The organism is Uliginosibacterium sp. 31-12 (genome assembly GCF_030548425.1).
Taxonomy (GTDB): domain Bacteria; phylum Pseudomonadota; class Gammaproteobacteria; order Burkholderiales; family Rhodocyclaceae; genus Uliginosibacterium; species Uliginosibacterium aquaticum.
The window spans coordinates 31864-55971 of record NZ_JAUOOA010000003.1 but is presented as its reverse complement, the minus strand read 5'-3'; the positions used below and the strand labels follow the sequence as shown (position 1 = coordinate 55971).

Genomic DNA, 24108 nt, shown 5'->3' with positions numbered 1-24108 from the left:
GCTTGTCTAGCATTCAGTTCATCTCATTCTTCCCGAAGTGGAGCTTTTCATGTGTGGCATCGTCGCAGCTGTCGCCCAGCGCAATATCGTGTCCATCCTTGTCGAGGGTCTCAAGCGCCTCGAATACAGGGGCTATGACTCCTGCGGCGTGGCTGTGCATCAGGATGGCGCCCTGCGCCGGGCGCGCTCCACCTCGCGGGTGGCCGAGCTGGATGCCCTGATCCACGAAGACAAGGTCGAAGGTTTTACCGGCATTGCGCACACCCGCTGGGCAACCCATGGCGTGCCGGCGGTGCGCAACGCACATCCGCATTTCTCGCGCGAGCGCATCGCCCTGGTGCACAACGGCATCATCGAGAACCACGACGAGCTGCGTGCCGAGCTGCGCGCCAAGGGCTACGAGTTTGCCAGCCAGACCGATACCGAAGTGATCGCTCACCTGGTTGATCATTGCTATGACGGTGATCTCTTCGCTGCCGTGAAACAGGCCATCGTGCAGCTCAAGGGGGCCTATGCGATTGCCGTGTTCTGCCGCGACGAGCCGCATCGCGTGGTGGGCGCGCGTGCCGGTTCGCCCTTGATTCTCGGCGTGGGTGAAGGCGAGAACTTCCTTGCTTCAGACGCCATGGCACTGGCTGGCGTCACCAACCAGATCGTGTATCTCGAAGAGGGCGATGTGGTCGATATGCAGCCCGGCAAGTTCTGGATCGAGGCGCGCCAGTGCGAGGGAGCGCAACTGGGTTTCGTGCGTGTCGAACGCGAAGTGCGCACGGTGTATGCCCACTCCGGTGCTGCAGAGCTGGGGCCTTATCGCCACTTCATGCAGAAGGAGATTTTCGAGCAGCCGCGCGCGATTGGCGACACCCTGCAAGGTGTGGAACATATCAGTCCGGAGCTCTTTGGCGACGGTGCCTACAAGGTTTTCAAGGACATCGACTCGGTGCTGATTCTTGCCTGCGGCACCAGCTATTACGCCGGCTGCACCGCTAAGTACTGGCTCGAATCGATTGCCGGCATTAGCACTCAGGTGGAAATCGCCAGCGAGTACCGCTATCGCGACAGCGTGCCGAATCCGCGCTCACTGGTGGTGACGATTTCCCAGTCTGGCGAAACCGCCGACACTATCGCGGCACTCAAGCACGCGCGCAGCCTCGGCATGGAGCACACGCTCACCATCTGCAACGTATCGACCAGCGCCATGGTGCGCGAATGCAAGCTGGCCTACATCACGCGTGCCGGCGTCGAGATTGGAGTGGCCTCTACCAAGGCTTTCACCACCCAGCTGGCTGGTTTGTTCCTGCTGACCCTGGCCATTGCCCAGACCCGTGGGCGCCTCAGCGATGCGCAGGAGGCCGATTACATCCGCCAGATGCGTCACCTGCCGGTCGCGCTGCAGGCGGTGCTGGCGCTTGAGCCGCAGATCATGAGCTGGAGCGAGGCCTTTGCGCGCAAGCACAACGCTCTTTTCCTGGGGCGTGGCCTGCACTACCCGATCGCTCTGGAAGGTGCCTTGAAACTCAAGGAAATTTCCTACATCCACGCCGAGGCCTATCCGGCCGGCGAGCTCAAGCATGGCCCGCTGGCGCTGGTGGATGCCGAGATGCCGGTGGTGACGGTAGCGCCGAACGATGCGCTGGTCGACAAGCTCAAGAGCAATATGCAGGAAGTGCGCGCGCGGGGCGGCGAGCTCTATGTCTTCGCCGACGCTGACTCACGCATCGAGAGCGAACCCGGTGTGTACGTCATCCGCATGCCCGAGCACTACGGCGCTCTGTCGCCTATCCTGCACGTGCTGCCGCTGCAGCTCCTGGCCTACCACACCGCCTGTGCCCGCGGCACGGACGTGGATAAGCCGCGCAATCTGGCCAAGAGCGTAACGGTGGAGTAATCAGCGCAGGCCGATGTCGAAGTACACCACTTCGGCACCGACCTCGGTCGGCGAGTAGCCGAAGGCGATGCGGCCCCGCAAGGGCAGGTCCGCTTCGCCACGGCGCAGCACCACTTCGTTGCCGGCATCGTCGACCATGAAGGTGCCGTTGGTACTGGTGTCGATCAGCACGAAATGGTTGTGCCGCCACTCGATGCGGGCGTGATGGCGCGAGGCGCGGCGATCGGCGATGACCAGATCGTTGCCTTCCTCGCGGCCTGCCAGCACCACTGGCTGGTTGTCCGAGACCGACAGGGTATTCTTGTTGTGGCGCAGCATCAGTGAAGTGCGCTGAGGCGCTGTGGCGGCCTGGTTGAAGACCGGCGACTGGCTGTGCGGGGCCGTGTCAAAAGCGTGCTGATCCAGGGCTAGTGAGGTGGAGGTCGGTGCGAAAGCTTCGCCCACGCTGGGCGCGGCGGCCGGCGTGTGACCCGGACGGAAAATGTAGGCTTGCTGGGCAAAGCCGGCAACCTGTTCCGGGGAAAGCTGGCTACGCACGTTGTCGGGCATGGCGTTGGCACCCTCGCTGCTGACCAGGACCTGATCCGCAGGGGCCAAGGCAACCAGTTTGCGGGCATCGGCAATGACTGCATCGGCTGGTTGCTGGCTCATGGTATCCAGATTGCCGGCATGAATCGCTACCTGCACCGAGAGGGCTACGCCGGAGACCGGCGGCAGCTGCTTGACACGTGCGCGCAGGTCAAAGGCTGCCAGGGCGGCATTCTCGCCGCGCGGGAAGTGGGCGATCAGGGTGCGGCCGTCGGCCTGCACGATGTAGCCGCGGTAGGCGTCTATGGAGCGCTCGGCGCGGTTGCGGCAGCGCTCGACGGCGCGTTGGGTTTCCACTGCGCCCAGTTTGCCGAGCAGCGGCGCATCGCCGGTGACTTCGGCGATGAGCACGCAGGTATCAGGAGTGGGCTGGCTGGTCATCGCTCTGGAGACTCCAAGGGTTTGCAGTTCGGGTGTCAGGGCTGGCTTGATTCCAGAATACGGTGCTTGCACCGCTTGCCGCCAGCGGCGAAACGGGAAGATCAGGCGCGTCGAAAGCGATGTCGCCCTCGCCAATCACGGCATCGCGGGTCAGATCCTTGAAGCCGAACAGTGCATTATCCGCCAGATGGCTGGGCACGACGTTCTGCAAGGAGGTTGCGATCGATTCGATGCGTCCTGGGAAAATGCGATCCCACTCGGCCAGCTGGGCCTTGATCAGCTTGCGTTGAGCGTTCTCCTGCGAACCGCACAGGTTGCAGGGGATGATCGGGAAATCCATGGCGCGCGCGTACTTGGCCACATCCTTCTCGGCACAGTAGGCCAGCGGGCGGATCACCATGTGCTGGCCGTCGTCCGACAGCAGTTTGGGTGGCATGGCCTTGATCTTGCCGCCGAAGAACATGTTCAGGAACAGGGTTTCGATCAGGTCTTCGCGGTGGTGGCCGAGCGCAATCTTGGTGGCACCCAGTTCCCGGGCCGTGCGGTAGATGATGGCGCGGCGCAGGCGCGAGCACAGCGAGCAGGTGGTTTTGCCCTCGGGGATCTTTTCCTTGACGATGGAATAGGTGTCCTCGGTGACGATGCGATATTCCACGCCCAGAGATTCGAAGTAGCGTGGCAGCACGTCCTCCGGGAAGCCGGGCTGGCGCTGATCGAGGTTCATCGCGATGATGCGGAAACTCACCGGCGCGCGTTCGCGCATGGCCATCAGCAGGTTGAGGAGCGCATAGGAATCCTTGCCGCCGGAGCAGCACACCATGACCACGTCGCCTTCCTCAATCATGTTGAAGTCGGCAATGGCCTGGCCGATAGCGCGGCTAAGGCGCTTCTTCAGACGCTGGGCGGTGTTCGAAAGATCTTCGACGGCGATGCGGGACTGGATGGTTTCCACGGTGCGATGCTTGCTGCTGGACAAGTTCTGATTATATCGGTGCGCTCCGCCTGACCGGGGTGACCCCGATCACACTCGCGCAGATATTGCCTTGTTCCACGCAGGCTGGTACGCCGGCCGGCCCGGGTTTCGGGCGTTCCGTCTGAAAGCGGTTCAGCTTTCGCTGCGCCGACCCACCTGGATGCCCAGTTGTTTGAGCTTGCGGTAGAGGTGGGTGCGCTCCAGCCCGGTTTTCTCGGCCAGGCGGGTGATGTTGCCGTCTTCGAGTTGCAGGTGGTGCTCGAAATAGATGCGTTCGAAGGTTTCACGCGCCTCGCGCAGCGGCAGATCCAGCGGCAGGGCGAGCGCTGCACTGGAGGCGCGGGAGACGAAGCGCACGACCTCATCGGCATTGATCTCGTCTTCCAGAGAACCAAGGGCCAGCGAGCGCACGGCGGCCTTCAGCTCGGGAAAGCCGCCGCCCCAAGGGCTGTTGCGCAGCGCGTTGAGTGCGCCGGTAGACAGGGTGCGTACCGGCACATCACCGGTTTCCGCCAGATGTTGGAGGAGCTGGGTGACCATCTCGGGCAGCTCATCCTTGAGCTCCAGCAGCGAGGGCGGCACCAGCGACACTTCAAACAGGCGACGGACCAGTAGCGGATCCCAGCCTTCCGTGAGCAGTTCGTCGGCCGTGCGCGAGCAAGCGGCGAGCAGGCGTTGATCGTGTTTTTCGAGGCGATCGAGGGCGAAGGCGAGGTTCTTCTGCTGGGCGCGATTGAGCAGGCTCAGGTCTTCGATGAAGAGCATGCCGCCACGCGCGGCTTCAAGGTTCTGGATTTCGATCGGCTGGCCGAAGCTGCCCAGGTCCAGCCAGGGGCTGCCCGCTGCCTGCAGGCTGCGGGCGCACAGTTCGGCCAGCGAGCCGGCGCCCACGCGTAGCAGCAGTACACGGCTCTTCTGGCAGAGCTGATCAAGGCGACGACGCAGATCGCGCAGCGGCGTGGAGCGGGTGAAGGCGTTTAGTGTGAGGTGAGTCTGGGCCTTGCTGGGCTGGCGCTGCAGGCCACGCTTGACGGTGGCAAGGAGCTTTTGCAGGGCAATCGGCTTTTCGAGAAAGTCCAGGGCACCGAAGCGGATCGCTTCCACCGCGGTATCGATGGTGCCGTGGCCGGACATCATGATCACCGGCATCGACAGCAGGCCGGAGGCCGCCCATTCCTTGAGCAGGGTGACGCCGTCAGTGTCCGGCATCCAGATGTCCAGCAGAACCAGATCCGGCCGTGCCGCCTGGCGGGCACTGCGGGCTGCCGTGGCATTTTCGGCAAGGATCACGTCGTAACCCTCGTCGCAGAGAATCTCCCGCAACAGTTCGCGGATACCGATTTCGTCGTCAACAACCAGAATCTTTGCCATAGGTTCGGAGACTACCAGAGCAGGGTCAATTTGTTGTCGTTTCGCCCGGCGGCGTGGCGTCGAGCTTGGCCAGTCGCAGGCGCAGTTTTACTTCGGCACCGCCCTCGGGGCGATTGGCGATGAAAATCTCGCCACGGTGTTCCTCGATGATCTTGCGCACGATGGCCAGCCCCAGGCCCGAGCCGCGCGGCTTGGTGGTGACATAGGGCTCCATGGCGCGGCTGAGGATGTTGGGCGGGAAGCCACTGCCGTTGTCACGCACCACCAGCTCCACGCGCTTGCCATCCAGGCGAGTGACCAGTTCAACCAGCGGGGCCGTATGCTCGGCCACGGCATCCTGCGCGTTCTGTAGCAGGTTGTGGATGACCTGGCGCAACTGGCTGGCATCAGCCTGCACCAGGGGCAGGCCGCTAGCGAGGATCGGGCCGATCGGCACGGGCGCAGCCTCATACAGCATCAGCACTTCGCGCAGCAGGGCATTGAGATCCAGCGGGGCGAGCTGCGGCGCCGGTAGCCTGGCGTAGTCACGGAAGCCATTGACCAGGTTCTTCATGGCCTCGACCTGATTCACGATGGTCTGGGTGGAGCGATCGAGGAAGGCCCGGTCGGTGTCGCCCAGGCGGTCGGCCAGCTTGTGCTGCAGGCGTTCGGCGGAGAGCTGGATCGGCGTGAGCGGGTTCTTGATTTCGTGGGCCAGGCGGCGCGCCACTTCGGCCCATGCTGCGTTGCGTTGTGCCGAGATGAGCTCGGAAATGTCGTCGAACACCACCACGAAGCCGCCCGTGCTCTCGGGAAGCTGCGAGCCGTGCAGCAGCAAGGTCTGCACCGAGCCTTCGCCATGGGTGATTTCCAACTGACGGTGCCAGTCTGCCTCATGTTCGGCAAAGCCTGCCAGCACCGCATCGCGGAAGCTCACGTGGGTCTGCCATTCGGCCAGGGGCACGGCTTCGAAGCCGATCAGATCGTCCTGCAGGATAGCGGTGGCTCCGCGGTTGGCTGCGCGCAGCTCGCCTTCGCTCGAGAAGGCCAGTACGCCGGCCGAGAGGTTGGCGAGCACGCTTTCCAGATAGGCCCGTGCGGCGTCGACAGCCGAGCGGCTTTTCTCGGCCAGCGCCCGCGCATCCTGCAACTGGCGGGTCATGCGGTTGAAGGATTGAGTCAGTACGCCCAGCTCGTCGCGGGCCGGCAAGGCTTGGCGTGGCGAGAGGTCGCCTGCCGCCACGGCTTGGGTGCCTTCGGCGAGGATCAGCAAGGGGGCCGAGAGTGAGCGCGCAAACAGGAAGGCTACTGCCATGGCGGCGAACATGGCCAGCAGCAGAGCCAGGGTTAGGGTCACGAGGTAAATGCTCTTGAGGCCCTGACGAGAGAGCAGCAGTTCCTGATAGTTGCGGTGCAGTTCCTGGATCTGGTCGGCGCTGTGGGCGAGTGCTTCCGGTACGGCGGCACGCACCTGCAGCAGCAACGGGTCGACCTGCAGGAAGCGGCTCGGCACCGGTACGACCACACGCATCACGAGTTTTTCGCCCTCTCCTTCAACGGCGCGATACCCCATCGATTGACGGGCTTGGCGCAGCTGAGCGGTGGCCGGTACGTCGGGCACCAGGCCGCCCTGCGCCGCGCCCGTGGAGCTGACGACGCGCCCGCTGGTGGTGAGGAGGGTGATCTCGTCGGCATCGAGACGCTCGCGCAGGCGGATCAGCGCCGGCAGGCTGGGTGGGGTGAGCTGGTCGCCGAGTTCCAGGGCGACGTTGCGACTGCGTTCGGCCAGCTGGTCGAGCAGAGCATCCAGTGCGCTGCGACCGAGGGTGATGCCGGACTCCAGGGCCGAGTCGACGCGCACGTTGTACCAGGACTCGATCGAGCGCACCGCGAACTGCACCGAGATCACGTAGATCAGGGTGCCGGGAGCAATCGCGAGCAGCAGGAACATGCCGATCAGCTTGAGCTTGAGGCGGGAGCCGAACTGGCGCGAGCGGTATTCGATCCACAGCTTGCGCAGCTGCAGGCCGACCAGCACCGCGAGCGCCACGGCCAGCGCAATGTTCAGCCCCAGCAGGACCGGATAGTTGTGGGCAAAGAGTGAGGAGTTGGCGCCTGCCGAGGCCAGCAGGAAGAGCAGGATGGCGCCCAGCGCGAGCACGACAATGAGCAGTCGCCTCATCGCGGATCAGGCCCTTGAGCAAGGAAATTCCACTGCACCCAGCCGGTCGAGACATCCAGCTCGCGATTACCGAAGACTACGACCTGAAAGGGCTTGGGCAATTGGGACATGTCCAGCCGGAAACGCAGCGAGGCTTTGTAGGTCTCGCCGGGCGTGAGGCGGTTGCGGTCGATCACCGACCAGTTGCGGATCGATAGCAGGGCGCGCAGGGCATCCTCGAAGCTGCCGAAGCTGCGGTGGATGCTGCCTACCGAGAGGCGATACTGACGGGTGAGGGCGTGATAGGAGAGGCGGAAGTCCAGATTCCGCTCGACCACGCTCTCATCGAGCCAGTACCAGCGTGCGCGGGTCAGGGTGAATTCAGCCTGAAAGGGGATCGAAACCCCGCTGGCGATCATTTCCTCCAGGCGCGGATTGGCCTGCATCTCGAGCGACGCATTGACCACATACACCTGATCGACCGGGACGATCTCCTGGAAGCGGAAGTCCAGCCCCTTGCCGGCCGCCAGCGCGGCCGGCGCGCAGAGCAGCATGAAGCTCAGCAGCCACAGCCGGCGCAGCAGACACATGACGGCAGCCTTCGTCCCGAGCTGACGCTCAGGCGCTTTTCTCCAGCAGGGCGAAGTAGAAGCCGTCATGTTGCGCGGTGGGCAGCCAGTGTCTCTCGAATGTACCGTCCGGCAGGCGGGCGCGGCGGCAGTCCTTGTGGCGGGCGGCGAAGCGGGCGACCTGCCTTCCGTTCTCCTCTTCGAAGACGGAACAAGTGAGATAAAGCATTTTCCCGCCCGGCGCCAGCACTTGCCACAGGGCCTCGAGGATTTCGGCCTGAACCGTTGCAAAACCCGCAATGTCTTCCTCGCGGCGCAGCCACTTGATGTCCGGATGGCGACGCGCTACGCCCGAAGCGGAGCAGGGCACGTCGGCGAGGATGCGCTCGAAGGGCTGGCCGTTCCACCACTCGTCGAGATGGCGGCAGTCGGCCGTGCGGACTTCGGCAGAAAGACCGAGGCGGGCAAGGTTGTCGCGCACGCGCTGGCTGCGCTTGTCTTCCACATCCAGCGCCAGCAGGGCGATGTCTGCGGACTCAAGCAGGTGAGCGGTCTTGCCGCCGGGGGCGGCGCAGGCGTCCAGCACGCGCTGACCCGCGGCGAGATCCAGCAGCGCGGCCGCTTGCTGGGCGCCCCAGTCCTGCACCGAGACGCGGCCTTCGGCAAAGCCGGGCAGGCTGGCAACTGGCCGCGGTGTGTCGAGCCGAAGAGCCAGTGGGGCGAGTTCGGTGAAGGTGATTGCGGCCTCTGTGAGCTCGGCGCGGCAGGCGTCTGCGCTGCTGCGGCGCGGATTCACGCGCAGGCTCATTGGTGGGTGGGTGTTGTTGGCGGCCAGCAGGGCCTGCCAGTGCTCCGGATGCTGACGCTGTACGGCCTTGATCCACCAGGCGGCATGACGCCAGTGCGCGGCGGGGTCGGCATCGGCGGCGGCAAGCAGAGCGGCCCATTGACGTAGCGCGTTGCGCAGCACGCCATTGACCAGCGCCTTGAGGCGCCCCTCGGCGAGGCGGGCGGCGGCTTCAACAGCCTGATCGACGACGGTGTGGGCGGTGTCCGGCCGGGTTTCGAGGCGGTAGAGGGCAAGCAGCAGCAGAGCTTCGATGCGTGGCTCCTCAAGCGGCTTGCTGAGCAGCTTGGCGAGGATGAAGCTGCCGCGCCCACAGTCGCGCAGGGTGCCGTAGAGCAGATCCTGCACTGCGCCGCGGGTCGCCGGCAGCAGGTCCGGGTAGGCTTGCCACAGGCCCAGCAGGCCGTCGTTCAGCGCATAGCCCTTGAGCACGGCGGCAAGGCCATCGCTGGCAACCAGCAAGGCTTCGCCGAGCGTGCCGGCGGCCAGTGGTGGCAGGGCCGGGCCGCGTGGGCGGTGATCACGGGCAGGTGGGGTGTTACGGGAGTCCTGCGTGGGGCGGGAGCGGGCGGGGTCACGGCCGGTGGCCGGGTGGGCGCCGGTGCGGCGCGGGAAAGGTTTCTTGTCCATGCCCGCATTGTACGGGTTCGGCCCTGCGGACGCGGGAGACGAAGCGCTTGCAGCGCCTCAGTGAGCGCAGCGAGGGTGCTGGATCGCTGCGCTCAAGCCGGTCAGCGCTTCAATTCCTTCACCATGCCGGCAAATTTCAGCGGATCGGTGCTGGCGCGGCGGGCGTCTTCCACGCTGACCTTGCCGGCCGTGATGAGGCGCAGCAGATCATCGTTCATGGTGTGCGAGGAGGCGTTGCGCTCCAGGCTCTGGATATCCAGCAGGCCGCGGATGCCGCTGAAGTTGGCGCTGCCGATGAGATGGGCGGCTTCCTGGTTTACCGTGAGGCATTCGGTGGCGAGCTGGTAGCCATCACCCGCCGTGTTTGGCAGCAGGGCCTGGCACAGCACGCCCCGCAGGCTGCTCGCCAGCGTCTGGGCCTGGGCTTCGCCGTTGCCGAGGAGACGCAGCATCTTCTGCAGTCCCAGTTCGGTGGAGCGCGCGTGCAAGGTGGCGAGGACCAGCGGCCCGGCTTCCGACAGGGCCAGGGCTTCCTGCGCGGTGGCCGCATCGCGGATCTCGCCGATCAGGATCACGTCCGGGCGCTCGCGCAGGGCATCCAGCGCGCCGAGGTAATAGCTCGCAACGTCGCCGTCGGTGCCGACCTCGCGTTGGGTGATGATGCTCTTCCTCTGCGGGATCAGGGTTTCGACCGGATCCTCGATGGTGATGATATGGCCCGGGCGGGTTTTGTTGATCTCGTCGAGCAGGGACGCGATGGTGGTCGACTTGCCCTGGCAGGTGTCGCCAACGATCAGCACCAGTCCGCTGGTGAACTTGGCGAAGGCCTGGGTGTTGGGGCGCAGGCCGAGGCTGGCGAGCGGCAGCGGCTCGGCCGGGAAGCGGCGGATCACGCAGCCCAGGCGTTTGCGGGCGTGGAAGGAAAAGCAGTTCACGCGCAGGCGGGCGCTGTAGAGATCCTTGGCACGGTCGAAAGCGCGCTCAAGAATGCGTTCTTCCCAGGCTGGCTCGATCACTTCGAAGAATTCTTCAAGCTCCTGGCCGGTAACCGGAATGTCTGACACGGCCACCAGGCGCTTGGGCTGACGCAGCATGACCGGACTGTTCTGGTGAATGATGATGTCGGAGAACACGATCTCCGAATTGAGCAGGCTGAGGATCTGCTCGATCAGCGTGCCCGAGCCTGGGTAATCGAGATTCTCGGTCGGCGAGAGGGTTTCGATCAGCGAATGATGGGTCTGGTCCATGGCGTGCCCCGGCGGTAATTTTGTTCGACCCGAATCCTTGCCCGAGCGGGCAGGAATTGCAAGCGTCGGGTGATGGAAGTAACCAGGCCCCAGTCGCGTTTGCGTCTGGGGCCTGGGTGCGTGAGGCGGCGTGTTCGAGCTTGCTTAGCCGCTATTGCGCAGACCGGCCGCCACGCCGTTAATGGAGAGCAGGATGCCGCGACGCACGCGGTCGTCCTTGTCGCCTTCACGGTAACGGTGCAGCAGCTCGACCTGAACGTGATTGAGGGGGTTCAGGTAGGGCAAGCGGTTGCGGATCGAGCGGGCCAGCAGCGGATTGCCTTCAGTGAGTTCCTTCTGACCGGTGATGGCCAGCAGCACTTCGAGGGTGGACTCCCATTCGGCCTTGATGCGCGTGAAGATGGCGTCGCGCAGCGAGGCGTCCTGTACCAGTTCGGCATAGCGCGAGGCGATCGCCAGATCGCTCTTGGAGAGCACCATGTCCATGTTGGCGAGCTGAGTAGCGAAGAAACTCCATTCCTTGTACATCGACTGCAACTGGGCCATGCCGGCGTCGCCGCGCTTGGCGAGGAAGGCCTTTACGGCCGAGCCGAAACCAAACCAGCCCGGCAACATCACGCGGGATTGCGCCCACGAGAACACCCAGGGGATCGCACGCAGGTCTTCGATGGCCGTGCTCTTTTTGCGCGAGGCCGGGCGCGAGCCGATGTTCAGGTTGGCAATTTCCGAGATCACGGTGGACTCCCAGAAATAGGTTTCAAAGCCCGGGGTTTCGTAGACGAGGTGACGATAGGCCTTGAAGGCTTCGTCCGACAGCTCGTCCATGACGGCTAGGTAGTCGGCGCAGGGCGCGGCTTCCGGGTGAGCCAGCAGCGTGGCTTCGAGGGTGGCTGCGGCCAGCACTTCGAGGTTGCGGCGGCCCACTTCCGGGTTGGAGTACTTGGAGGCGATGACTTCGCCCTGCTCGGTGAGGCGGATCTGACCTTGTACCGCGCCGCCCGGCTGGGCGAGGATGGCCTGATAGCTCGGGCCGCCACCACGACCGACCGAACCGCCGCGGCCATGGAACAGGCGCAGGCGCACGCCATGGCGCTTGAAGACCTCGATCAACTGGATTTCGGCCTTGTAGAGTTCCCAGCCGGAGGTGAGGAAGCCGCCGTCCTTGTTGGAGTCCGAGTAGCCGAGCATGCATTCCTGAGCTTCGTCGCGTGAGGCGACGAGCTTGCGGAAGACCGGGATGCTGAAAATACGGTCCATGATGCCCGGGGCGTTCTGCAGGTCGCCAATGGTTTCGAACAGCGGGATCAGGTTGACGTCCAGAGTGCCGGCGGCCGGGTTCAGTAGACCGACCTCCTTGAGCAGCACGGCCAGCTCCAGCATGTCAGAGACGCCGTCGGTCTTGGAGATGATGGCGTTCTGCACGCAGCATTTGCCGTAGATGCGGTGCGATTCGGCAATGGCGCGGAAGATTGCCAGCTCACCGGTGGTCTCTTCGGAATACTGCACGCAGGGCGAGGACAGTGGGCGCGAGGTGGCGAGCTCCTGCAGCAGGATGGCGATGCGGCCTTCTTCGTCTTTTTCCAGATACTTCGTGCCGGGGTGCGCGGCTTCGAGCAGTTCGGCCACGCTGCGCTCATGCACGTCGGAGTTCTGGCGCACGTCGATGCTGGCCAGATGGAAGCCGAACACCGAGGCAGCGCGCTGAAGCTCACGCAGCTTGCCGTGGGCGAGGGCGGGCGAGCAGTACTTGAGCAGGGAGTTGTGGATGATGTCCAGATCCGTGCGGAAAGTTTCGGCATCCGGATAAGGCTCGGCAGCGGCACCGGGCTGGCGGCCTATCGGCTGGATACCCAGTTTCACGGCGGTCGCCCACAGGCGTGCGTGGATGCCACGCATGGCGCGGCGGTAGGGCTCATCCTCGGTGTGCGCACTCTTGTAGGGCGAGCGTTCGGCCAGAGCGACCAGCTCCGGGCTTACGTCCACCAGCCCGCTGGAAAGCGAGAGGCGGTTGCTGAGGCGGCTGCTTTCCTCGATGTAGAAATTGAAGGCGACTTGGGACTGCAGTTGCAGCGCGCGGCGCAGGATGTCGGCGGTCACGAAGGGGTTGCCGTCGCGGTCGCCGCCAATCCAGCTGCCCATGCGCAGGAAGGAGGGCAGATCGAAGTGCTCACCGCTCTGGCTGCGCGCGGAAAGCTGATCTTCGAGGCGGGCATACAGCTTGGGCAGCTCGCGCAGGAAGGTGTAGTCGTAGAAGGACAGGCCGTTGGCGATTTCGTCGACGACTGACAGTTTGGTCAGGCGCAGCATGCGCGTTTCCCACAGCAGCAGGATTTCGCGGCGCAGGGATTCTTCGTTTTCCTCTTCCTCTTCCGGGGTGAGGGCCACGCGGTCGCGCTCGTCGAGCAACTGGGCGATGCGCAGCTGGCAATTGAGGATGGACTTGCGCTGCACTTCGGTCGGGTGGGCGGTCAGTACTGGGCGGATCATCGCCGTGTCGAAGAACTCCTTCAGACGCGCATCATCGATGCCGGCCTGGCTGGCGAGGGTCAGGGCGTGAGCCATGCTGCCCTCGCGTGGTGCGGAGCCCGCCCGCAGGTGGGCACGCGAGCGGCGGATGTGATGCTCGTCTTCGGCAATGTTCGAGAGCTGCGAGAAGTAGCTGAAGGCACGTACCACGTTGAGAGTGTTTTCGTGTGCCACTTCCTTCAGCATGGCCTCCAGCTCGTGGCGGGCGTCACTGTCGTCATCGCGGTGGAAGCGCACCGAGGTCTGGCGGATGCGTTCGATGAGGCCGAAAACGTCGACGCCTTCCTGGGCGCGCACAGTGTTGCCGAGGATGCGCCCGAGCATACGGATGTCGTCGCGGAGCGGGGTGTCCTTGTCCTGATCGGTGAGGGGGGCGTGATTGTTCATGCTGGCTCTGAGGGCTAAAAAGCTGTTTTTCTGGGCGGACTGCAGAATATAGCAGCCCGGCGGCCCGCCCGGGCACGCGTGCTAAGATCGAACCGTTCCCGATCAAGCAAGAGCCGTACCCCATCCGAATGCCGAATTCCGCCAAAGCCAGGGTGCAAACCCCCTCCCGCATCGTCATTGCCACCCGCGAGAGCCGCCTGGCCTTGTGGCAGGCCGAGCATGTCAAAGCCCGTCTTGAAGCGACCTGGCCCGGCTGCGTGGTGGAGCTTCTGGGCATGACTACGCGCGGCGATCAGATTCTCGACCGCTCGTTGTCCAAGGTCGGCGGTAAGGGGCTTTTCGTGAAAGAGCTGGAGCAGGCGCTGGCCGATGGCCGTGCCGATATAGCCGTGCACTCCATGAAGGATGTGCCAGCGCAGATGCCCGAGGGTTTCGCCCTGATCGCTACGCTGGAGCGCGAAACGCCGCTGGATGCTTTTGTCTCCAACCGCTACGAGACGCTGGCCGACATGCCGCCGGGCACCGTGGTCGGCACCTCCAGTCTGCGCCGCGAGGCGCAACTGCATGCCCAGCACCCCTATCTGGGCGTGCTGCCCCTGCGCGGCAATCTGGACACACGCCTGAAGAAGCTTGATGAGGGCCAGTACGACGCGATCATCCTTGCCGCCGCCGGCCTCAAGCGCCTGGGGCTGGGCAATCGGATCCGCAGCGTGCTCAGCAGCGAGGACAGTCTGCCGGCCGCCGGTCAGGGCGCGCTGGGCATCGAGGCGCGGGCCGACCGGCCCGAAGTGGCGGCCTGGTTGGCGCCGCTGGTTGATCCGGTTACTACTGCCTGCGTGGCCGCCGAACGTGCACTGACGCAGGCCCTGCAAGGCGGCTGCGATGTGCCGATCGGCGCCTTCTGCGAGTCGCAGGCCGATGGTCGGCTCTCCATGCGCGCTTTTGTGGCGACGCCGGATGGTGCGCAGATCGTGCGCAGCGCGGGCGAGGCGGCAGCGGCCGAGGCGGAAACGCTGGGCCAGCGTCTGGCGGCGGACTTGTTGGCCCAGGGCGCGGCCGCGATTCTTGCCTCCTTGCGCGAATGAAGCCGCTGGCCGGGCGCTGCATCGTCACCACCCGCCCGGCCGCGCAGGCCGCCGTGCTGGGGCGCGAGTTGCAGGCGCTGGGCGCTGAAGTGCTGAACTTTCCGGTGATAGCTATCGCGCCCGCCGATCCAGCGCCGCTGCGGGCGCTCGATCTGGCTGGCTTCGAGCTGGCTTTCTTTGTGTCGGCGAACGCGGTCGAGCAGGCTTTTGCGATCAGGCCGCGCGCACAGTGGCCGGCCAGTCTGCGGGTGGCGACGGTGGGGCCGTCCAGCGCGCGGGCCCTGAGGGATCACGGCTGCAGCGAGGTCATCGTGCCGGCACAGGGCTTCGATAGCGAAGCCGTCCTGGCCCTGCCCGAGTTTCAGGCGGCGGCCATTGCCGGCCGGCGTGTGCTGGTGCTGCGCGGCGAGGGCGGGCGCGAGTTGCTGGCCGACACCCTGCGTGAGCGCGGGGCTGCTGTTGAACAGGTCGGCGTTTATCGGCGCAGCTGTGCTGCACTGGATCCCGCCCCCTTGTGGGCGCGTTTTGCGCGCGGCGAGTTGAGTGCATTGCTGTTTACGGCCAGCGAAGGTTTGCGTTTCTTCCTTGAAATCACCGGCGAGGAGGGCCGTATGATGCTCGCTGGCCTGCCTTGTTTTGCGCCGCATCCGCGCATCGCAGAAGCCTTGCGGGCGGCTGGGGCCACGCAGGTCGAGCAGACCCTGCCGGGCGATGCCGGCCTGCTGGCGGGCCTTGCGGCCTTTTTTGCTGCCCCTTCTGACTAAGCCCGCAGAGGGGCCTATCGGTTAAGATTCGGTCATGGAAAACCAAGTCCTCCCTCCGCAGCCTTCCGCGCCCGAAGCGAAGCACCGCAGCGGCCCGCGCTGGAACCGTATCTACACTTCTGCAGCCGTCGCTGCGCTGGCCTTGCTGGGCTGGCTGGCTTACGACACACGCCACGATCTGGCGAGCGTGCAGGCCGAATTGCAGCAGCGCGTGGCCGAGGGCGATAAATCTGCCCAAGAGGCCCGCACGCTGGCGCGTCAGGGGCTGGAGCAGCTGGAAACCGCGCAAGGCCGCATCACCACCCTGGAGGCGCGCCTGCATGAATCCGAAACCCAGTACGCCTCGGTCGAGGCCTTGCGGGCCGAGTTCGCCCGTATGCGCGACGAGCGTGCGCTGGACGAAATTGCCCTGGCCATCGAGATCGCCGTGCAGCAACTGCAGTTTGCCGGCAACGTGCCGGCGGCCCTGAATGCACTCAAGGCTGCCGATACCCGTCTGGCGCTGCTCGATCAGAGCCGTTACCTGCCGCTGCGCAAGCTGGTCACGCGCGACATCGAAACCCTCAAGACCCTGCCTGGCGCAGACACCGCCAGCGTGGCCCTGCAACTGGAAACCATCATTGCGCGGGTCGATAGCCTGCCGCTGGGGTTCGAGCGTCAGGTGCCGCCACCGCCCAAGGCCGCCAAGGCGCCGACCAAGAAGGCCGCAGCCTCCTCTTCCAGTGCGGCAGCCGAAGCGTCGGCACCGCTCTCCAGCCCGAATGCCCTGATGAGTCTGCTGGGAGATCTGTGGCAGGACTTCCGCGGCCTGATCCGCATTGAGCGCCTGGATCGCCCGGATCCGGCCCTGCTGGCCCCCAGCCAAGCGGCCTATCTGCGCGAGAACCTGCGTCTGCGACTGCTTTCGGCGCGGGTGGCACTGCTCCAGCGCGAGGGCAAACTGTTTGCCGAAGACATGCAGCAGGCGAGCCTCTGGCTCAAGCGCTATTTCGATCTTGAAGCGCCCGCAGTGGCCGGCACGGCCGAGGAACTGGCCCGCATCGCGCAGGCGCGTCCGGGTGTTCAGCTTCCCGCACTTGAGGACACGCAGGCTGCCCTGCGTGCGCTCAAGTCCGGCAGCAAGCGCTGAGGTCCGCCATGCGTGCACTGACCTGGCTGATCGGACTCTTCGCGATGGCCGTGGGGATCGTCCTCGCGGCGCGTTACAACGAGGCCTACACCCTCTTCGTGTGGCCGCCCTACCGCGTGCAGGTGTCCATGAACCTGCTTCTGCTGCTGCTGTTGGTGGTTTTCTTGCTGAGTTACCGGGTGGCGCGGATTGCCGTGCGCGCCGTTGAACTGCCGGGCGAGGTCAATGTGTGGCGCAAGCAGCGCCGCCGTGAGCAGGCCCAGAACGCCTTGGCTGAAGCCGAGCGTTTCTATCGCGAAGGGCGTTACGGTCAGGCCTTCCGCTCAGCCACCCATGCCTATGCCGGCCTGCCGCAGCCGGGCCTTGCGGCCTTGCTGGCGGCGCGGGCGGCGCATGCTATGCGCGATTTCGAGCGGCGCGATACCTGGCTTGCCCACGCGGCCGCGCATGATCGTGAAATCCGCCTGGCGCGCTTGATGACCGAGGCCGAGTTGGCGATTGCCGACCGCCGTTTTGAAGATGCGGCCAGCAGCCTTGAAGGCTTGCGTGCCCGTGGCCATCGCCATCTCGCCGCGCTGCGCCTGTCGCTGCAGGTCGAGCAAGGGCGCGGGCGCTGGCCCGAAGTGGCACGCCTGGCGCGCACCCTGCACAAGCATGGCGCGCTGACGGCAGAGCAGACGGCTCCGCTGTTGCGCCGCGCCCAGCTTGAGCAATTGCGCGAGGCAGACGGTGATCTGAACGCCTTGGAACGCGTCTGGCAGGGAGTTCCGGATGCAGAGCGACGCGACGCGGGCTTCTTGTTGCGCGCTGTACCACACCTGATCGGCGCAGGGGATGACAAGCTCGGCGTGGCTGCCATCGAGGACGCCCTCAAGCATGATTGGGAGCCCGAGCTGGCAGCGCTGTATGGTCGTTGCCAGAGTAAGGATTTGCGCGCCCAACTGGCTACTGCGGAAGCCTGGCTCAAGCAGCATCCGGAAGACGCCAGCCTGCTCCTTGCGCTGGGGCGTTTGTGCCTGCGTGCCCAGTTGTGGGGCAAGGCGCAGAGTTACTTCGAAGCGTCCTTGTCGCAGCAGGCTTCGCGCGCAGCACATCTGGAGCTGGCGCGGCTGGCCGAGCGCCTTGAGCGCAAGGAAGTGGCCGAGCGCCACTACCGCGAAGCCGCTGTGCTGGGGGCCTGAGCATGTCCGGTATTCCGCGTCGCCTGAATCTTTCCGTGCAATATGCCCTGTCCGCCGAGGCTTTGCCTGAGCGCAGCCAGTTGCGCGGCTGGATCCGCGCGGCCGAGCCGGGCGCGGCCCAGCTTACGGTGCGTTTTGTTGATCGCGAAGAGGGGCGCGGCCTCAATGCCGAGTATCGCGGCAAGGATTACGCCACTAATGTGCTGTCTTTCCCCTATGAGCAGGAGCCAATCCTGACCGGCGATCTGGTGCTGTGCTGGCCGGTGGTGGTGGAAGAGGCTGCCGCGCAGGGCAAGCCGGTGGAGGCCCATTGCGCCCACCTGATCGTGCACGGCGTGCTGCACCTGCAGGGCTGGGAGCATGAAGAGGATGCCGAAGCCGAAGAGATGGAGCAGGAAGAGCGCACGATTCTTGCTGAGCTGGGCTATCCCGATCCTTACGCCAATGAAGAGAAGTGACGAGCACCGAGGACTGAGGACTGAGTGGACATTTCCCTCGGCTGTGCCGATGCATGTTTTTACCCAGCCCTCAGTCCTCGCTCCTCAGTCCTGACAAGAAATGGACCCTTCCAGTAGTCGCCCCAGTATCCTTGAACGCCTTTCCTCCCTGCTCACGCGTGAGCCGGACGACCGCGAGGCTTTTGTAGACCTGCTCCACTCGGCCCATGAGCGCAAGCTCTTCGATGCTGACGCCCTCAGCATCATCGAGGGAGCGCTGCAGGTGGCCGACATCCCGGTGCGCGAAGTGATGGTGCCGCGTGCGCAGATGGATGTGGTGCATATCGAGCAGAGCTTCGACGAGATCCTGGATATCGCCATCAGCACAGCCCACTCGCGTTTTCCGGTGGTGGGCGAGAATCGTGACGATGTGCTCGGCGTGCTGCTGGCCAAAGATCTGTTGCCGGCTTTGCGCCAGGACGACTTCAACCTGCCCGGCCTGATCCGGACCGTGGCCTTCGTGCCGGAAACCAAGCGCCTCAACGAACTGCTGCGTGAATTCCGGGTCAGCCGCAATCACATGGCCATCGTGGTCGACGAGTACGGCGGTGTATCCGGGCTGGTGACCATCGAGGATGTGCTGGAACAGATCGTGGGCGATATCGAAGACGAGTACGACTTCGATGAGCATTCCGACGATATCGTGGCGGTGCCCGGCGGGCGCTGGCGCGTGAAGGCGCTGACGGCGGTGGATAGCTTCAACGAACGCTTCGGCAGCCAGCTCGAACGCGATGGTGTGGACACCCTTGGCGGCCTGGTGTTGCAGCATTTCGGCCGCGTGCCGGCGCGCGGCGAGATGATCGAGATCCGCGGCTTCCGCTTCAAGGTGCTGCGCGCTGACCGTCGCCGGGTCTACACCCTGCTGGCCGAGCCTTTGCCGGCACCGGACGGCGTGGGCGGCTAGGTTCTGAGATCATGACGAATGCTCCCCGGATGGCGGCGAATTACGCGGAAGAATTGTTTGCTTCAGGCTTTTTCTGCGCGGAGAGCGTCTTGCTTGCGCTCGCACGCGCGCAGGGCATTGAAAGTGATGTGCTGCCCAGGATAGCCACGGCCTTTTGCAGTGGTATGGCACGTACCTGTGGGACCTGCGGCGCCCTGACCGGAGCCATGATGGGAATCGGCCTTGGCTCGGGCCGTACGGCCCAGACGGATTCTGTGCAGGCCACCTACGAAGCGACCCGGCAACTCATCAACGCCTTTGAGGCCGAATTCGGTTCAAGGGATTGTCATTCCTTGCTGGGGTGCGATCTTGGAACACAGGAAGGGCAAGCCACCTTTCGTCAGGATCGGCTTGGCCGGAAGTGCGCGGAATACACGCGCCGGGCAACTGAAATCGCCGTAGAAGTCCTCAACCAGACCGCTGCCTGAGTCTTCGGGCAAGCGAGCATCCATGCGCCTGTCACACGCCAGCGCGTAGAATCGCCGCGGCTTCTTCCGGGTACGTCACCATGTCCTTTCTGATTGCTTTGCTGGCCGGCGCCGCCAGTGTGCTGGCCTATGCGCCCTTCGAGCAGTTCTGGCTGATGCCCTTGAGCTGGGGCGTGCTGTATTTCTTTCTGCGCCAGCCGGATCTGCGACCCGGGCGGGCTTTTCTCACCGGTTGGGCCTGGGGCAGTGGTGCCTTGTTTGCCGGCTTGTGCTGGCTGGTGGTGGCGCTCAACCGCTTCGGCGGCCTCTCCGCGCCGCTTGCCGTATTCCTGATCCTGCTCTTCTGCTGCGCACTGGCGCTGTATCCGGCCTTGCTCTCGGCGCTGTTTGCTCGCCTGCGCCCCGCGCATTGGGTTGGTCGGGTTGTGCTGATGGCAGCGTGCTGGACGCTGTGTGAGCTGCTCCGTGGCCAGGTGTTTCCCGCTTTCCCGTGGCTGGCGATCGGCTATACCCAGACGCCTCCGAGCCCGCTAGCGGGCTGGGCGGCCGTGCTGGGCGTGTATGGCATGAGCTTTCTGCTGGCCGCCACGGCCGCGTTGCTGGTGGAGGCCTGGCGTGAGCCTGTGCTGCGCCGGCGGGCGCTGGCCTGGGCGCTGCTGCCCTGGCTGGCTGGGGCCGGCCTGCGCCAGTTCGAGTGGAGTGCCCCGGTCGGGGCGCCCGTCAGCGTGTCACTGATCCAGACCAATGTGGCGCAGGACCAGAAGTGGCGCGCCGACACCCTGATGGCTCAGCTGCAGCTCAATGCCGAGCTGTTGGCGCGCTATCCAGCCCGGATCATGGTGCTGCCCGAGAGCAGCCTGCCGCTGTTTGTAGACCAGTTGCCGCAAGGCTTTCTTGAGCATATCGAGCAGCAGGCACGGGGCGCTGGCGGCGATGCGATTCTCGGCGTGTTCACCAGCGATGCAGCGGGCGGTGTCTTCAACAGCGCGATTACTCGCGGCTCCAGTGCGCCCCAGCAGTACAGCAAAAATCATCTGGTGCCCTTCGGCGAATTTCGCCCCTGGGGCTTTGGCTGGTTCTTCGATCTGGCCAACATTCCGATGGCCAACCAGACCCCCGGCGGTGATCAGCAGCCCTTGCTGGAACTGGCCGGCCAGAAAGTGGCCATGAACATCTGCTATGAGGACGTGTTCGGCGAAGAGCTGCGCCGCGCACTGCCCGAGGCCACGCTGATGCTGAACATCTCGAATCTGGCCTGGTACGGCGATTCGCATGCCCAGCCGCAGCATCTGCAGATGTCGCGGATCCGCGCGCTGGAGTCGGGCCGGCCACAGTTGCGTTCGACGAATACCGGCATGACCGCCATCGTGCTGCCTGATGCCACAGTGAGTGCCGTGCTGCCGGCCTTCACTCAGGGCGCACTGCAAGCTGAGGTGCGTGGTTACCAGGGCGTGACCCCCTTCGTGCTGCTGGGCGACTGGCCAATCTGGCTGCTCGTGTGGTTGGTGTTGCTGGGCGCGTTGATCCGGAAACGTCGGTTGGGCTGAGCGAGTCTATCTGGCTGCCCCGAACTCGGCCGAGAAATCGTCCCACCAGCGAGGGTCGGAAAGTGGTGGTGCGAACCCCGAGAGTTCTGGGTTTTCAAGCCGGAAAAGCCGGCGTCCGGCCAGTGGCAGATCGCGAAGCACTTCGCGTTTGTACGCCTTGTAGAGGCGTTCGAACTCTCCTGTTGCGGCTAAACGCTGTAGACCATCCCGGATGCGTTCGGCCATCTTTTCACCGGTCGGTGTGCGTGGCACAAAGTAATAGCGCGCAAGCGGATAGAGTAGGGCTAGGTGTTTCTCTATCGTCAAGCCCGGCACCGTTTCACGTCGGCTGATCCACTCGGCTTGGATCTCGTTCGCTCCGCGTGAAAACAGTTCGAAGCGATTGGCCTCCAGCCCCTTGAACAGTCCCTCGAAGCTGTCTGTTGCAACCACCTCAAGGCCGTTGTGGCGAAGGATCGTTGTGTCTGTCCAGCTTGGTCGTTGCCCGATTCTGAAGCGCCGCAGCATGTCCAGATTCTTCACCTTCTCAAGGGCCGCCTGTTGGTGCTCCATGATGAGGAAAAGGCGAAGACCGAGCAGCCCCTTATCCAGTGGTAAGGGGATAGCCAGAAGCTTCTGCTCCAGCGCCCGGCTTGTGCCCGGTGCAAAGATGTTGACGCGCTCCCCTCCGGACTCCAGCTCCAACTGGATGCGCTGATAGTTCATCGGGACCGGGAAGGCTTCTAGCGTGTACTCACCGTATTGGCTCCGATTGCTTTCCAAGATGGCCGCAAGCAGCCGCCAGTAATAGACTTGGCGTTGATCGTCTGCGTTTTCCGGTGCCGGGTAGGTGAAACGCATTGGATCCGCTGCAGAAGTCGCAGCAGTCGCAAGCATCCAGAGCAGCAGGATCCGTAGCAATTGGCGAAGTGGAGAGGGCATTTTCAGCGCCCCGTCCGATTCGATGGAGCCAGTTCGGGCGCGAGATCGTCCCACCAGAGCTTGTCGTTGAGTGGGGGTGCCTTGTCGGAGAGCTGGGTGTTGGTGAGGCGGAAGACCTTGCGGCCGGAGAGATCCAGATCCGCCAGCACCAGCTTCTTGTAGGCCTGATAGCGGCGCTCGAACTCGCCGGACTTGGCCAGGCGGCGCAAGCCGTCCTCGATGCGCTCGGCCATTCTCTCGCCATCCTTGTTGCGCGGCACGAAGAAGTAGCGCGGCATCGGATAGGCCAGCACGAACTTCTTCTCGATCGCGAGGCCGGGGATCTTGTCCTTGTGGGCCAGCCATTCGGCGTGAATCTCGATGGCTCCGCGCGAGAAGAGGTCATAACGGCGTACTCCCAGCATCTGGAACAGGCCCTCATAGTTGTCGGCCAGCACCAGCTTGAAGTTGTTGTCGCCGAGGATTTTCGTGTCGGTCCACACCGAAGCCTGGCCGATCGTGAGCTGCTTGAGCTCCTCCAGCGTCTGCATGTTGTCCAGTCTGGCCTGGGTTTCCGGCATGACCAGAAACATCCGGTAGCCGAGCAAGCCCTTGTCCAGCGGGATCGGAATCGCGCGCAGGCGCTCTTCAAGCTCCAGATTGGTGGCGCGTGAAACGATATTGATGCGCCCCTTCTCGCCGGCCTCGACTTCGGCTGCCGCGCGCTGGAAATTCATCGGCGTGCCGTAGGGCATCACTTTGTAGTCACCGTACTTGCTGCGGTTGGACTGCAGGGCGGCCTCGAGGATCTCCCAGTAATAGGTGTGACGCTTGTCGGAGGCATTCTCCGGTGGTGGATGAATGAAGCTCATCGGCTCGGCCGCCTGCGCTGGCAAGGCCGCGTTCAGCAGGCAGCTCAGCAGCAGGCACAGCGCGCTGACTTTCATCCTTGTCTCCTCCTCATCGCGGGCAATCCACTATAGCCAAACTTGCGGGCCTGCCAAGCAGGGCTTGCCTTTAGGGTCTGTTGGCAGGCATTCACCGGATCGTGAATGCTTGCCAAAAGACCCCAAGCCGACGCTTGCCTGTAAAATCCCCGCTTTCGCATCCGCTGCAGGCGCGGCCGCTCCGGTCGCCCCCCTCACATGAACGCCAAACCAAGTTTTCAGGACATCATTCTCAAGCTCCAGTCCTACTGGGGCAGCCAGGGCTGCGCACTGCTGCAGCCCTACGACATGGAAGTCGGCGCCGGCACCAGCCACACCGCCACTTTCCTGCGCGCCATCGGCCCGGAGCCTTGGCGCGCCGCCTATGTGCAGCCGAGCCGCCGTCCCAAGGATGGCCGCTACGGCGAGAATCCCAACCGCATGCAGCACTACTACCAGTTTCAGGTGGTGCTCAAGCCGGCCCCTGCCAATATTCTCGACCTCTACCTCGGCTCGCTTGAGGCCCTCGGCTTCGATTTGAAGAAAAACGATGTGCGCTTCGTTGAAGACGACTGGGAGAACCCCACGCTGGGCGCTTGGGGTCTGGGCTGGGAAGTGTGGATGAACGGCATGGAGGTGACCCAGTTCACCTATTTCCAGCAGGTCGGCGGTATCGACTGCAAGCCGATCACTGGCGAGATCACCTACGGCATCGAGCGTCTGGCCATGTACCTGCAAGGCGTCGAGAACGTCTTTGATCTGGTGTGGACCACCTGGGAAGAGAACGGTCAGACCCGTGTGTTGAAGTACGGCGACGTGTTCCACCAGAACGAAGTCGAGCAATCGACCTACAACTTCGAGCACAGCGATGCCGAATTCTTGTTCACCGCCTTCGGTGCGCACGAAAAGCAGGCCAAGCACCTGATGGAAGCCAAGCTCGCGCTGCCCGCCTACGAGCAAGTGCTCAAGGCCGCACACACCTTCAACCTGCTGGATGCGCGTGGCGCCATCTCGGTCACCGAGCGTGCCGCCTACATCGGCCGCATCCGCAATCTCGCCCGTAGCGTGGCCGCCTCGTATCTGGAAAGCCGTGAGCGTCTGGGCTTCCCGATGGCCCCCAGGGAATGGGTCGCCGACCTCCCGAAGAAGGAGGAGAAATAA

General features: G+C 64.3%; 20 protein-coding genes. 10 read left to right on the top strand and 10 right to left on the bottom strand.

The window, feature by feature from the left end:
- Positions 1-49 precede the first annotated feature (49 nt).
- On the top strand, positions 50-1888 hold the full coding sequence (gene glmS, locus Q3Y64_RS07380) for a glutamine--fructose-6-phosphate transaminase (isomerizing) (protein ID WP_303560644.1): 1839 nt from the start codon (positions 50-52) through the stop codon (positions 1886-1888).
- On the opposite strand, the gene Q3Y64_RS07375 is transcribed toward glmS, so the two are convergent.
- From Q3Y64_RS07375 to ppc, 8 genes are all read right to left on the bottom strand, one after another.
- Positions 1889-2857: an FHA domain-containing protein gene (locus Q3Y64_RS07375; RefSeq protein WP_101941912.1), complete on the bottom strand. Its 969-nt coding sequence runs from the start codon at positions 2855-2857 to the stop codon at positions 1889-1891.
- Complete coding sequence (gene ttcA / locus Q3Y64_RS07370; protein ID WP_254048210.1) at positions 2835-3809, bottom strand: tRNA 2-thiocytidine(32) synthetase TtcA; 975 nt, start codon at positions 3807-3809, stop codon at positions 2835-2837. The genes Q3Y64_RS07375 and ttcA overlap by 23 nt, the downstream gene beginning before the upstream one ends.
- Before the next feature lie 153 nt (positions 3810-3962).
- A complete protein-coding gene (locus Q3Y64_RS07365) occupies positions 3963-5201 on the bottom strand; it encodes a sigma-54 dependent transcriptional regulator (protein WP_101941910.1) in 1239 nt (412 codons plus the stop codon).
- Between the two features lie 25 nt (positions 5202-5226).
- The gene (locus tag Q3Y64_RS07360) at positions 5227-7362 is read right to left on the bottom strand and encodes an ATP-binding protein (protein WP_101941909.1); all 2136 of its coding nucleotides are present in this window, start codon (positions 7360-7362) and stop codon (positions 5227-5229) included.
- The gene (locus Q3Y64_RS07355; RefSeq protein ID WP_170019924.1) at positions 7359-7931 is read right to left on the bottom strand and encodes a DUF4390 domain-containing protein; all 573 of its coding nucleotides are present in this window, start codon (positions 7929-7931) and stop codon (positions 7359-7361) included. Before Q3Y64_RS07355 ends, Q3Y64_RS07360 begins: the two co-directional genes overlap by 4 nt.
- Positions 7932-7959: 28 nt before the next feature.
- Positions 7960-9387 (bottom strand): 16S rRNA (cytosine(967)-C(5))-methyltransferase RsmB, encoded by a 1428-nt coding sequence (gene rsmB / locus Q3Y64_RS07350; protein ID WP_303560643.1) that lies wholly within the window; start codon positions 9385-9387, stop codon positions 7960-7962.
- 101 nt (positions 9388-9488) lie between these two features.
- Entirely contained in the window at positions 9489-10634 is a 1146-nt protein-coding gene (locus Q3Y64_RS07345; RefSeq protein WP_101941906.1) for a type IV pilus twitching motility protein PilT, read from the bottom strand.
- A gap of 144 nt (positions 10635-10778) precedes the next feature.
- Entirely contained in the window at positions 10779-13547 is a 2769-nt protein-coding gene (gene ppc, locus Q3Y64_RS07340; RefSeq protein WP_303560642.1) for a phosphoenolpyruvate carboxylase, read from the bottom strand.
- Positions 13548-13675: 128 nt separating this feature from the next.
- Between ppc and hemC the strand changes: the two genes are divergently transcribed.
- From hemC to lnt, 8 genes are all read left to right on the top strand, one after another.
- Positions 13676-14632: a hydroxymethylbilane synthase gene (gene hemC, locus Q3Y64_RS07335; RefSeq protein WP_303560641.1), complete on the top strand. Its 957-nt coding sequence runs from the start codon at positions 13676-13678 to the stop codon at positions 14630-14632.
- The gene (locus tag Q3Y64_RS07330; RefSeq protein ID WP_303560640.1) at positions 14629-15396 is read left to right on the top strand and encodes a uroporphyrinogen-III synthase; all 768 of its coding nucleotides are present in this window, start codon (positions 14629-14631) and stop codon (positions 15394-15396) included. The genes hemC and Q3Y64_RS07330 overlap by 4 nt, the downstream gene beginning before the upstream one ends.
- 34 nt (positions 15397-15430) lie before the next feature.
- A complete protein-coding gene (locus Q3Y64_RS07325; RefSeq protein WP_303560639.1) occupies positions 15431-16525 on the top strand; it encodes a uroporphyrinogen-III C-methyltransferase in 1095 nt (364 codons plus the stop codon).
- Positions 16526-16533: 8 nt separating this feature from the next.
- Positions 16534-17706, top strand: coding sequence for a heme biosynthesis HemY N-terminal domain-containing protein (locus Q3Y64_RS07320; protein ID WP_303560638.1), 1173 nt, complete (start codon positions 16534-16536; stop codon positions 17704-17706).
- A 2-nt stretch (positions 17707-17708) separates the two neighbouring features.
- On the top strand, positions 17709-18164 hold the full coding sequence (gene ybeY, locus Q3Y64_RS07315) for an rRNA maturation RNase YbeY (RefSeq protein WP_303560637.1): 456 nt from the start codon (positions 17709-17711) through the stop codon (positions 18162-18164).
- A gap of 100 nt (positions 18165-18264) precedes the next feature.
- Positions 18265-19107: an HlyC/CorC family transporter gene (locus tag Q3Y64_RS07310; RefSeq protein WP_101941898.1), complete on the top strand. Its 843-nt coding sequence runs from the start codon at positions 18265-18267 to the stop codon at positions 19105-19107.
- An 11-nt stretch (positions 19108-19118) separates the two neighbouring features.
- Positions 19119-19574 (top strand): C-GCAxxG-C-C family protein, encoded by a 456-nt coding sequence (locus Q3Y64_RS07305; protein ID WP_101941897.1) that lies wholly within the window; start codon positions 19119-19121, stop codon positions 19572-19574.
- Between the two features lie 80 nt (positions 19575-19654).
- A complete protein-coding gene (gene lnt / locus Q3Y64_RS07300; protein ID WP_303560636.1) occupies positions 19655-21121 on the top strand; it encodes an apolipoprotein N-acyltransferase in 1467 nt (488 codons plus the stop codon).
- A 6-nt stretch (positions 21122-21127) separates the two neighbouring features.
- On the opposite strand, the gene Q3Y64_RS07295 is transcribed toward lnt, so the two are convergent.
- Both Q3Y64_RS07295 and Q3Y64_RS07290 read right to left on the bottom strand, forming a co-directional pair.
- A complete protein-coding gene (locus tag Q3Y64_RS07295) occupies positions 21128-21961 on the bottom strand; it encodes a hypothetical protein (RefSeq protein WP_303560635.1) in 834 nt (277 codons plus the stop codon).
- A gap of 83 nt (positions 21962-22044) precedes the next feature.
- The gene (locus Q3Y64_RS07290) at positions 22045-22968 is read right to left on the bottom strand and encodes a hypothetical protein (RefSeq protein WP_303560634.1); all 924 of its coding nucleotides are present in this window, start codon (positions 22966-22968) and stop codon (positions 22045-22047) included.
- Between the two features lie 198 nt (positions 22969-23166).
- Here Q3Y64_RS07290 and glyQ point away from each other — a divergent pair, with 198 nt between their 5' ends.
- Positions 23167-24108, top strand: a complete 942-nt coding sequence (gene glyQ / locus Q3Y64_RS07285) for a glycine--tRNA ligase subunit alpha (protein ID WP_101941893.1) — start codon at positions 23167-23169, stop codon at positions 24106-24108.

Coding starts and splice junctions, on each gene's coding strand:
- hemC (WP_303560641.1), top strand. CDS start 13,676: ATGCCGAATTCCGCCAAAGCCAGGGTGCAAACCCCCTCCCGCATCGTC.
- Q3Y64_RS07290 (WP_303560634.1), bottom strand. CDS start 22,968: ATGAAAGTCAGCGCGCTGTGCCTGCTGCTGAGCTGCCTGCTGAACGCG.
- Q3Y64_RS07365 (WP_101941910.1), bottom strand. CDS start 5,201: ATGGCAAAGATTCTGGTTGTTGACGACGAAATCGGTATCCGCGAACTG.
- Q3Y64_RS07295 (WP_303560635.1), bottom strand. CDS start 21,961: ATGCGTTTCACCTACCCGGCACCGGAAAACGCAGACGATCAACGCCAA.
- glmS (WP_303560644.1), top strand. CDS start 50: ATGTGTGGCATCGTCGCAGCTGTCGCCCAGCGCAATATCGTGTCCATC.
- Q3Y64_RS07310 (WP_101941898.1), top strand. CDS start 18,265: ATGGACCCTTCCAGTAGTCGCCCCAGTATCCTTGAACGCCTTTCCTCC.
- rsmB (WP_303560643.1), bottom strand. CDS start 9,387: ATGGACAAGAAACCTTTCCCGCGCCGCACCGGCGCCCACCCGGCCACC.
- Q3Y64_RS07325 (WP_303560639.1), top strand. CDS start 15,431: ATGGAAAACCAAGTCCTCCCTCCGCAGCCTTCCGCGCCCGAAGCGAAG.
- ppc (WP_303560642.1), bottom strand. CDS start 13,547: ATGAACAATCACGCCCCCCTCACCGATCAGGACAAGGACACCCCGCTC.
- Q3Y64_RS07355 (WP_170019924.1), bottom strand. CDS start 7,931: ATGTGTCTGCTGCGCCGGCTGTGGCTGCTGAGCTTCATGCTGCTCTGC.
- Q3Y64_RS07345 (WP_101941906.1), bottom strand. CDS start 10,634: ATGGACCAGACCCATCATTCGCTGATCGAAACCCTCTCGCCGACCGAG.
- Q3Y64_RS07360 (WP_101941909.1), bottom strand. CDS start 7,362: ATGAGGCGACTGCTCATTGTCGTGCTCGCGCTGGGCGCCATCCTGCTC.
- lnt (WP_303560636.1), top strand. CDS start 19,655: ATGTCCTTTCTGATTGCTTTGCTGGCCGGCGCCGCCAGTGTGCTGGCC.
- Q3Y64_RS07330 (WP_303560640.1), top strand. CDS start 14,629: ATGAAGCCGCTGGCCGGGCGCTGCATCGTCACCACCCGCCCGGCCGCG.
- Q3Y64_RS07375 (WP_101941912.1), bottom strand. CDS start 2,857: ATGACCAGCCAGCCCACTCCTGATACCTGCGTGCTCATCGCCGAAGTC.
- glyQ (WP_101941893.1), top strand. CDS start 23,167: ATGAACGCCAAACCAAGTTTTCAGGACATCATTCTCAAGCTCCAGTCC.
- Q3Y64_RS07320 (WP_303560638.1), top strand. CDS start 16,534: ATGCGTGCACTGACCTGGCTGATCGGACTCTTCGCGATGGCCGTGGGG.
- ybeY (WP_303560637.1), top strand. CDS start 17,709: ATGTCCGGTATTCCGCGTCGCCTGAATCTTTCCGTGCAATATGCCCTG.
- Q3Y64_RS07305 (WP_101941897.1), top strand. CDS start 19,119: ATGACGAATGCTCCCCGGATGGCGGCGAATTACGCGGAAGAATTGTTT.